Raw genomic sequence first — 10,473 nt, forward strand, 5'->3', positions numbered from 1 at the left:
CAGATGCACGCCTCGACCAGGTGCCTGCCAATGTCATCCAAGCTGTACACCGCGTCGGCCAGGTCAGCTTTGACGATGGCCATCGGCATGCCATAAATCACGCAACTCGCCTCATCCTGTGCCCAAATACTGCTTCCGCCTTGCTTGAGCAGGCGAGCGCCTTCGCGACCGTCAGCGCCCATGCCGGTGAGTACTACCGCCAAAACCTTGTCACCGTAAGATTTGGCCGCAGAGCCAAAGGTAATATCGACACAGGGCTTGTAGTTCAAGCGCTCATCACCGGGCAGAATCTTCACTGCACCGCGACCATCCACCATCATCTGTTTGCCACCGGGCGCCAGTAACGCCAAACCCGGACGTAAAATATCGCCGTCCTCGGCTTCTTTGACGCTGATTTGGCACAGTTTATCCAAGCGCTCGGCGAACGCTTTGGTAAATGCCGCGGGCATGTGTTGGATCAGCACGATGGGGGCTGGAAAGTTCGCCGGCAACTGCGTCAATACGCGCTGCAATGCCACCGGGCCGCCGGTTGAAGTACCGATCGCCACCAACTTGTATGCTTTGCGCTTCGGCGCTGGCGAATGGTGGGGTGCAGGAGCGTGAGCGGTGACCGACCGGGCAGGCACACTGCGGGGGGCGGTCGACGCACTGCTAGAACTGGTGGCCGTGGACGACGCCCGGATCAAAGACGGTGCGGATGACGAGGTAGCCGAAGCCGTGGCCTGCGGTGCCGGGGAAGCGTAGCCGCTGAAACGGCTGTTACTGCGCGAAATAGAATGAATCTTCTCGCACAACATTTGTTTGACCTTCTCGGGGTTGCGCGAGATGTCTTCAAAGTTTTTCGGCAGAAAATCCACCGCACCTGCATCCAGCGCGTCCAGCGTGACACGTGCGCCTTCATGGGTCAGCGAAGAGAACATCAGAACCGGAGTCGGTATGCGCTGCATGATGTGCCGCACTGCCGTGATGCCATCCATCATGGGCATCTCGTAGTCCATGGTGATCACGTCAGGCTTGAGCGCCAGCGCTTGCTCGATTGCTTCCTTGCCGTTAGTCGCCGTGCCGATTACCTGAATATTCGGATCAGCAGAGAGAATTTCGGAGACGCGGCGGCGGAAGAAACCAGAATCGTCCACCACCAGGACTTTAACTACCATAAACACTCCATAGGGTATCGCGGACCCCTTACGCGGCCCGCAACCCCAGAATCAAATACGCCGTGCGGCGTAGCGCTTGAGCATGCTCGGTACATCGAGAATCAAAGCAATTCGACCGTCACCGGTAATGGTGGCGCCCGACATACCCGGAGTTCCCTGCAGCATTTTGCCCAGCGGCTTGATAACGACTTCTTCCTGACCCACCAACTGATCGACGACAAAGCCGATGCGCTGGGTGCCGACGGAGAGGATCACCACGTGGCCTTCGCGTTGCTCTTCATGCTTGGCGGAAGCGACCAGCCAACGTTTGAGGTAGAACAGCGGTAAGGCTTTTTCACGCACGATGACCACTTCCTGACCATCGACGACGTTGGTTCGCGACAGGTCGAGGTGGAAGATCTCGTTGACGTTGACCAATGGGAAGGCGAACGCCTGGTTGCCCAGCATCACCATCAGGGTCGGCATGATCGCCAAGGTCAACGGCACCTTGATGACTATTTTCGAGCCCTGGCCCTTGGTTGAATAGATATTGATCGAGCCATTGAGCTGGGCGATTTTGGTTTTCACCACGTCCATGCCCACCCCACGCCCTGACACATCGGAAATCTCGGTTTTAGTCGAGAAACCCGGGGCGAAAATCAGGTTGTAGCAGTCGGTATCGCTCAAACGGTCAGCGGCGTCTTTGTCCATCACGCCACGCTTCACAGCGATGGCCCGCAGAACATTAGGGTCCATGCCTTTGCCGTCATCGGAAATCGACAGCAGGATGTGGTCACCTTCCTGTTCGGCCGAAAGAATCACACGACCGCCACGGGACTTGCCCGACGCTTCGCGCTCTTCCGGTGATTCGATACCGTGGTCAACCGCGTTACGCACCAAGTGGACCAGCGGATCGGCAAGCGCCTCAACCAGGTTTTTATCCAGATCGGTTTCTTCACCCACCAGTTCCAGGTTGATCTCTTTCTTCAACTGACGTGCAAGGTCACGAACCAGGCGCGGGAAGCGGCCGAAGACCTTTTTGATCGGTTGCATGCGGGTTTTCATCACCGCGGTCTGCAGGTCAGCGGTCACCACATCAAGGTTAGACACCGCCTTGGACATGGCTTCGTCGCCGCTGTTGAGACCCAGGCGAACCAGGCGGTTACGCACCAGCACCAACTCGCCCACCATGTTCATGATTTCGTCCAGGCGCGCGGTATCAACCCGCACGGTGGTTTCAGCTTCAGACGCGGCCGGTTTCTCAGCTTGAGCCTTGGCCGGGGCTGAGGCTGAGGCTGGCGCAGCATGAGCTGCTGGAGCTGCTGGAGCTGCAACAGCTTTAACCGGTTCGGGCTTCTTCGCCACCGCAACAGCGGCAGGCGCAGGAGGTGGAGCAATAGCCGCTATCGCACCCGGTTCAAACTTTCCTTTACCGTGCAGTTCGTCGAGCAACGCTTCGAATTCGTTATCGGAAATCTGATCGCTACCTGCTGCTTTTGTCGGCGCAGCAACCGCTAGCGGAGCAACGACAGCAACCGGCGCAACCGGCGCAACAGCTTCCAATCCGTCAACGGCGAACGAGCCCTTGCCGTGCAACTGATCAAGCAGCGCTTCGAATTCGTCATCGGTGATTTCATTGCTGACTGGCGCGGCCACCTTGGCCACTGGAGCAACCGCTACCACTGGAGCGGCAGCCCCAGAGGCGAACTTGCCTTTGCCATGCAACTGATCAAGTAACGAATCGAACTCAGCATCGCTGATCTCATCGCTGGTGTCCGAACCGTAGGACACAACCGGTGCAGCGCTAACTGGCGCAACGGCAGAGGCGGCAGCTTGAGCCTTGACTGCGTTGAGGGAGTCGAGCAGCAATTCGAATTCGTTGTCGGTGATGTCAACCGCCGGCTCAACAGGCGCTGATTCGACGATGACCGGTGCACTTTCATTAGCCGACGCTGGCTCAGCCAGACGCGCCAACGCAGCGAGCAACTCTGGCGTGGCCGGCGTCACGTCGGTGCGTTCGCGCACTTCGGTGAACATCGCGTTCACTGCATCCAGTGCTTCAAGTACCACGTCCATCAGTTCCGAGTCGACGCGGCGCTCACCCTTACGCAGGATGTCGAAGACGTTCTCGGCGATGTGGCAGCACTCCACCAGCTCATGAAGCTGGAGGAAGCCGGCGCCCCCTTTTACAGTGTGAAAACCGCGAAAAATTGCGTTGAGCAATTCCGCATCATCAGGTCGGCTTTCCAGCTCAACCAGTTGCTCGGACAATTGCTCGAGAATCTCGCCGGCCTCTACCAGAAAATCCTGAAGGATTTCTTCATCGGCGCCGAAGCTCATTGGGGTGCTCCCTAAAATTAACCGTCGACCGACCTAGAAGCCCAGGCTGGATAGCAGATCGTCAACATCATCCTGACCGGATACAACGTCTTCACGCTTATCGGCATGAATCTGCGGACCTTCACCCTGAGACAGATGTTTTTCTTGATCTTTTTCTGTTCGGCTCGGTTGCGCGTCGTGTTCGATGCCTGCAAAGCGATCGACTTGACTGGCCATCAACACCAATTTGAGCAAGTTAGTTTCGACTTCCGTGACCAATTGCGTCACGCGTTTGATCACCTGACCGGTGAGGTCCTGGAAGTCTTGGGCAAGCAAAATGTCATTGAGATGAGCCGTCACTTCGCGGCTTTCTGTTTCAGTGCGCGTCAAGAAACCTTCGACGCGCCGAGCCAGCTCGCGAAACTCTTCAGCGCCCACTTCGCGACGCATAAAGCGCGCCCAATCGGCACTTAGCGCGGCGGCTTCAGAGCTGAGACCACTCATCAACGGCGTGCTTAGCTCCACCAGGTCCATGGTGCGGTTGGCGGCGTTCTCTGTCAGTCGGACCACATAGGACAGGCGCTCAGTCGCATCAGTGATCTGCGAAACTTCCTCGGCTTGCGGCATGTTCGGGTCAATTTGAAAATTGACGATCGCATTGTGCAGCTCACGGGTCAGCTTGCCGACTTCCTGATACAGGCCGCGGTCACGGGTCTGGTTCAACTCATGAATCAGTTGTACAGCTTCACCGAACCGGCCTTTTTCAAGACTTTCGACCAACTGGTGTGCGTGCTTCTTCAGGGTCGACTCGAAGTCGCCCTGGGTTGAATCTGTGTGCTCCATAGAGCCCCCGCGGCGAACATCAGCTATTGACGCGCTCGAAGATCTTTTCGATCTTTTCTTTCAGCACTTGGGCCGTGAAGGGCTTAACCACGTAACCATTCACACCCGCCTGAGCGGCTTCGATGATTTGTTCACGTTTGGCCTCGGCCGTTACCATCAACACGGGCAAATGCCTGAGACGTTCATCGGCACGTACTTGGCGCAACAGATCGATACCGGACATGCCAGGCATGTTCCAGTCAGTCACCAGAAAGTCGAAGCTACCGCTATGCAACATCGGCAACGCGGTAGTCCCGTCGTCTGCTTCTGCTGTGTTGGTGAACCCAAGGTCACGCAACAGGTTTTTAATGATCCGCCGCATCGTTGAGAAGTCATCAACGATGAGGATTTTCATGTTTTTGTCCAATTCGACCTCCAAGCAGTCTTTAACGCATTCAGCACCTGAATACGCTGTTCAATCAAAACCGGCACAGCACACATTGGCTGCACTAAAAACGACGACGGGCTTGGTAACTCAACAGGTCGGAATGGGCACAGAAGGCACCGAAGGGCCTGCCTGACCGGCTCCCGCCTAGTCTTATCTTCTTCGCACGCAACGCTTTGCACAGCCGGCTTACAGACAACCCATCACCACAAGGGTCACGTTTTGCCCATCAACGCGCTCGCCATTCCCCCAAACGCCCTCGCAAACGAGCTGCGCACTGGCTGTGTAACTGGCTGACTCGAGATTCACTGACACCCAATACCTCACCGATTTCCTTGAGGTTCAGCTCTTCGTCGTAGTACAGCGCCAATACCAGCCGCTCACGCTCCGGCAAATTGGCTATCGCATCCGCTAGCGCTGTCTGGAAGCGTTCATCTTCCAGATCGCGCGACGGCTCAAGCTGAGCACTTGCGCCATCCTCATGCAGCCCTTCATGTTCGCCGTCCTGTAAAAGATCGTCGAAACTGAATAACCGGCTGCCCAAGGTATCGTTCAAAATCCCGTAATAATCATCAAGGCTCAATTGGAGTTCGGCCGCAACCTCGTGATCTTTAGCGTCACGACCTGTTTTAGCTTCAATTGATCGAATTGCGTCGCTGACCATGCGTGTATTGCGGTGCACTGAACGCGGGGCCCAATCACCCTTACGCACCTCATCAAGCATGGCGCCACGAATACGAATACCTGCGTACGTCTCAAAACTGGCGCCTTTTGTGGCGTCATATTTGGTCGAAACCTCCAACAAGCCAATCATCCCGGCTTGAATCAGGTCCTCGACCTGCACACTGGCTGGCAAACGCGCCAACAAGTGATAGGCAATGCGTTTCACCAGCGGCGCATACCGCTCGATCAGCTCGTACTGGGAGTCTTTAGACGCCTTGCTGTACATGCGATAGCCGCTGGCTGTCATAACACTGGTCCTGCACTCGTTTGATGTACGAGCCGCTCAACGAAAAATTCAAGGTGTCCACGCGGGTTGGCTGGCAATGGCCACGTGTCAACTTTCTGAGCGATGGCTTTGAAGGCCAGAGCGCATTTGGAACGGGGAAATGCTTCATAGACCGCCCGTTGCTTCTGCACCGCCTTGCGCACACATTCGTCGTAAGGCACCGCACCGACGTATTGTAAGGCGACATCTAGAAAGCGGTCCGTGACCTTGGTCAACTTGGCGAACAGATTGCGGCCCTCTTGTGGGCTTTGCGCCATGTTGGCGAGTACCCGGAAGCGGTTCATGCCGTAATCGCGGTTGAGCAATTTTATCAGCGCGTAGGCGTCGGTGATTGACGTCGGTTCATCGCACACCACCAGCAGCACTTCTTGAGCTGCGCGCACGAAGCTGACAACCGATTCGCCGATACCGGCGGCGGTGTCGATCACCAAGACGTCGAGATTGTCGCCGATGTCACTGAACGCCTGAATCAACCCGGCGTGTTGCGCAGGCGTCAGGTGAACCATGCTTTGAGTGCCCGAGGCCGCTGGCACGATACGAATCCCGCCAGGCCCTTGAAGCAATACGTCGCGCAGCTCACAGCGCCCTTCAATCACGTCAGCGAGGGTGCGTTTGGGTGTAAGACCCAGCAAGACATCGACGTTTGCCAGACCCAAATCGGCGTCCAGCAACATAACGCGTCGGCCAAGCTCTGCCAGTGCCAGTGATAAGTTCACTGACACATTTGTCTTACCGACGCCACCCTTGCCGCCAGTTACTGCGATGACCTGTACGGGATGCATGCTACCCATTTTAATTCTTTACCTTGACTTGCTTAGACCGAGGCCACATCAGTGGTTGCGCGTACGGTGTATGAACAACGTCGGTGCCGCCCTGATGCAGGTACATTCCAATGTCTTCCCTTACCCAACCCGTTTGTTCGGACTGTGATAAAGATCCGCAAACATATCCGCCATAGCTTCCTCGCTCGGTTCTTCCTGCATTTGCACACTGACCGCACGACTGACCAATTGGTGCCGACGCGGCAGATGCAAATCGTCCGGGATACGCGGCCCATCCGTGAGATAAGCCACCGGCAACTCGTGACTGATCGCCAAACTCAACACCTCGCCCAGGCTGGCCGTTTCGTCCAGTTTGGTGAGGATGCAGCCCGCCAGCCCGCAGCGTTTATAGCTGTGGTATGCAGCGGTTAGAACCTGCTTCTGACTGGTAGTTGCCAACACCAGATAATTACGCGCCTTGATGCCGCGACCCGCCAAGCTTTCAAGCTGCATGCGCAGGGCCGGATCGCTGGCCTGCAGGCCTGCGGTGTCGATCAACACCACACGCTTTTTCAGCAGCGGTTCCAGCGCCTGGCCCAAAGACTGACCCGGATCAACGTGAGTAACAGACACATTGAGAATTCGGCCCAGGGTTCTGAGCTGTTCCTGAGCACCGATCCGGTAGCTGTCCATGCTCACCAGTGCAATGTTTTGTGGACCGTATTTCAACACGTAGCGCGCGGCCAGCTTCGCCAGCGTCGTGGTCTTACCCATGCCGGCCGGGCCCACCATGGCGATCACACCGCCTTCTTCCAGGGGTTCGACGTCAGGGGTTACGATCATCCGCGCCAAGTGCGCCAACAACATGCGCCATGCCTGACGAGGCTCTTCAATTTCTGTGGTCATCGCCAGCAGGTCCCGCGAGAGCGGACCGGACAAGCCTATGCGCTGCAATCGGCGCCACAAGTTGGCCTGCTGCGGACGGCTGCCTTGCAATTGGTTCCAAGCCAGCGAACCGAGCTGGACTTCCAGTAGCTCACGCAGACCGTTCAGCTCCGAACGCATCGACTCGTAGGCCCGCGAGCCTATGGCCGGCTCAGCCGCAGCAGCAGAGGCTTGTGGCAACGGACGTCTCGGCTCATCAAAGGTAGGCTCGATGTGCGTCTCGGCATCACCCAGGGACGAACCTGAAAACAGCTGGCGATTGATCGTTGTATCGTTGTCGCCACGTGCCCCCAGTTCAGCCTGTGCGGACACAATGCGCGATTGAGTCTTGCGCAGTTCGTCTTCAAGCTCGATGTTCGGCACACGCGGGGCCAATGCGGAGAGCTTGTAATCCAAAGCAGCAGTCAGCTCAACGCCGCCAGCGATTCGGCGGTTACCAATGATCGCGGCGTCAGCGCCCAGCTCATCACGGACCAGCTTCATGGCTTGACGCATATCGGCGGCGAAAAAACGCTTAACTTGCATGACTCACTACCTCAGCCGTTTGGCCCGACAGTTGCGACGATCGTGACTTGTTTGTTGTCGGGAATTTCCTGGTACGCCAATACGTGCATATTCGGTACAGCCAGCCGTCCAAACCGTGACAGCATTGCGCGAACCGGACCTGCGACCAACAAAATCACTGGTAAACCCTGCATTTCCTGACGCTGTGCAGCATCAATCAACGAACGCTGGAGCTTTTCAGCCATGCTTGGCTCAAGAAGAACGCCCTCTTCCTGACCCTGACCAGCCTTCTGCAGACTATTGAGCAATATCTGTTCCAACCTTGGCTCCAAGGTGATCACAGGCAGCTCCGGCTCAATACCTACAATGCTTTGGACGATTGCGCGGCACAACGCGATGCGGACGGCGGCCACCAAAGCGGCGGTATCTTGACTCCGGGGGGCAGCATTCGCGATCGCTTCGGCGATGCTACGAATATCCCTGACGGGAACCTGCTCTGCGAGCAATGCTTGTAATACTTTGAGCAACGCCGACAGCGATAGAATTCCCGGCACCAACTCTTCAGCCAGTTTAGGCGAGCCTTTGGCCAACAACTGCATCAATTGCTGTACTTCTTCGTGGCCGATCAACTCGTGGGAATGCTTATACAGAATCTGGTTGAGGTGGGTGGCAACGACGGTGCTGGCGTCCACCACGGTGTACCCCAACGATTGTGCCTGGCTGCGCTGACTGACCTCGATCCACACCGCCTCCAAACCAAATGCAGGGTCTTTGGCAGTAATACCGTTGAGCGTACCGAATACTTGGCCCGGGTTAATCGCCAACTCACGATCCGGGTAGATCTCCGCTTCTGCCAGGGTCACGCCCATCAACGTCAACCGATAAGCGCTGGGCGCCAGATCGAGGTTGTCACGAATGTGCACGGTGGGCATCAGAAAGCCCAATTCCTGAGAGAGCTTCTTGCGCACGCCCTTGATCCGCGCCAGCAACTGCCCACCCTGGTTACGGTCTACCAGCGGGATCAGGCGATAACCGACCTCAAGACCGATCATATCGATCGGTGTGACGTCATCCCAACCCAGCTCTTTGGAGTCTTGTGCACGTGTCGGCGAAGGCAGCATTTCCTGCTGACGCTGCACTTCCATCAAGGCGTTAACCTTAACCATGTTCTGCTTCTTCCACACGAGGTAAGCAGCCCCCGCAGCGACGAGGCCCAGGGTGATGAACGACATGTGGGGCATGCCGGGCACAAGGCCCATGATCACCATCAAACCAGCGGCAACACCCAACGCCTTGGGCGAAGTAAACATCTGCCGATTGATTTGTTTGCCCATCTCTTCCGAACCGGAAGCACGGGTCACCATGATCGCTGCAGCCGTGGACAACAGCAGTGATGGCAATTGCGCCACCAAACCGTCACCAATGGTCAGCAGGGCGTAGACCTTACCGGCATCGGCGAAGGACATGTTGTGCTGGAAGATACCCACTGCGACGCCGCCAATCAGGTTGATGAACAGAATCAACAAACCTGCAATGGCGTCACCGCGTACGAATTTGCTGGCACCGTCCATGGAACCGTAGAACTCGGCTTCCTGGGCGACTTCAAGACGGCGATGCTTGGCTTGGGGCTGATCGATCAGGCCGGCGTTAAGGTCGGCGTCGATGGCCATTTGTTTGCCGGGCATTGCATCGAGGGTGAAGCGAGCGCTCACCTCGGAAATCCGTCCGGCACCCTTGGTTACTACGACGAAGTTGATGATCATCAGGATCGCGAACACGACGATACCGACCACATAGTTACCGCCGATCACTACCTCACCGAAGGCTTGAATAACCTTACCGGCTGCGGCATGACCGTCTTGACCGTGGAGCATCACCACCCGTGTGGACGCGACGTTCAGTGCCAACCGGAGCAAGGTAGCCACCAGCAGAATGGTCGGGAACACCGAGAAGTCCAACGGTCGCAGCGCGTACACGCAGACCAGCAGGACCACAATTGACAGCGCGATGTTGAACGTAAAAAACACGTCCAGCAGGAACGGCGGCATCGGCAACATCATCATTGCCAACATGACCAGCAACAGCAGCGGCACGCCCAGATTGCCACGACCAATGCCAACCAGATTGTTGCGCGCGGTGTTGATTAATTGAGAGCGATCCACCAATTCTTTTCCTGCCCGCCAAATCAAACTTTTGACGCCAAAATGCGCCATAACAAGGGCTTTGCAAGAAGCTTTCCAACTATTGGGGTCGTCGGTAAACAAGTCAGGTAACGAAAGCCTACAGGCCTATCGCGGCCTTCGGCGGCTCCTACAGGAATCTGTGCATCACCCAAAGCCGGCTTTTACCTTTAGCTTTAAGAATCGCGCTGCAAATCGCTGGGAATTGGCAGGTCGCCAAGGGGGGAGGGGCGCTTGCCTCGGCCGGCGCGGTGTTGGCGAATTTGGTAGACGTACGCCAATACTTGGGCCACCGCCAGGTACAATCCGGCGGGGATTTCCTGATCCAGATCGGTGGAGTAGTAGATGGAGC

General features: G+C 56.7%; 9 protein-coding genes. All 9 read right to left on the minus strand.

The genetic code is table 11. The annotated features are described in order from the left end of the window. A partial coding sequence (locus M0974_RS30835; RefSeq protein ID WP_297845771.1) for a chemotaxis response regulator protein-glutamate methylesterase occupies positions 1-1,157 on the minus strand: 1,157 nt, incomplete at its 3' end. Positions 1,158-1,208: 51 nt separating this feature from the next. Continuing rightward, a complete protein-coding gene (locus tag M0974_RS30840; RefSeq protein WP_297845772.1) occupies positions 1,209-3,476 on the minus strand; it encodes a chemotaxis protein CheA in 2,268 nt (755 codons plus the stop codon). 33 nt (positions 3,477-3,509) lie between these two features. Then, positions 3,510-4,298: a protein phosphatase CheZ gene (locus tag M0974_RS30845; protein WP_297845774.1), complete on the minus strand. Its 789-nt coding sequence runs from the start codon at positions 4,296-4,298 to the stop codon at positions 3,510-3,512. A 19-nt stretch (positions 4,299-4,317) separates the two neighbouring features. After that, the gene (locus M0974_RS30850; RefSeq protein ID WP_297845776.1) at positions 4,318-4,692 is read right to left on the minus strand and encodes a chemotaxis response regulator CheY; all 375 of its coding nucleotides are present in this window, start codon (positions 4,690-4,692) and stop codon (positions 4,318-4,320) included. A gap of 259 nt (positions 4,693-4,951) precedes the next feature. Continuing rightward, on the minus strand, positions 4,952-5,692 hold the full coding sequence (fliA, locus tag M0974_RS30855) for an RNA polymerase sigma factor FliA (RefSeq protein WP_297845777.1): 741 nt from the start codon (positions 5,690-5,692) through the stop codon (positions 4,952-4,954). Next, positions 5,689-6,522 (minus strand): flagellar synthesis regulator FleN, encoded by an 834-nt coding sequence (gene fleN, locus M0974_RS30860; protein ID WP_297845779.1) that lies wholly within the window; start codon positions 6,520-6,522, stop codon positions 5,689-5,691. Before fleN ends, fliA begins: the two co-directional genes overlap by 4 nt. A 111-nt stretch (positions 6,523-6,633) precedes the next feature. Continuing rightward, complete coding sequence (gene flhF / locus M0974_RS30865; protein ID WP_297845781.1) at positions 6,634-7,962, minus strand: flagellar biosynthesis protein FlhF; 1,329 nt, start codon at positions 7,960-7,962, stop codon at positions 6,634-6,636. An 11-nt stretch (positions 7,963-7,973) separates the two neighbouring features. After that, entirely contained in the window at positions 7,974-10,103 is a 2,130-nt protein-coding gene (flhA, locus tag M0974_RS30870; protein ID WP_297845782.1) for a flagellar biosynthesis protein FlhA, read from the minus strand. Between the two features lie 194 nt (positions 10,104-10,297). Then, a partial coding sequence (locus tag M0974_RS30875) for an EscU/YscU/HrcU family type III secretion system export apparatus switch protein (RefSeq protein WP_367279068.1) occupies positions 10,298-10,473 on the minus strand: 176 nt, incomplete at its 5' end.

This window comes from Pseudomonas sp., assembly GCF_026224925.1.
In the GTDB taxonomy this organism is placed as follows: Bacteria; Pseudomonadota; Gammaproteobacteria; order Pseudomonadales; family Pseudomonadaceae; genus Aquipseudomonas.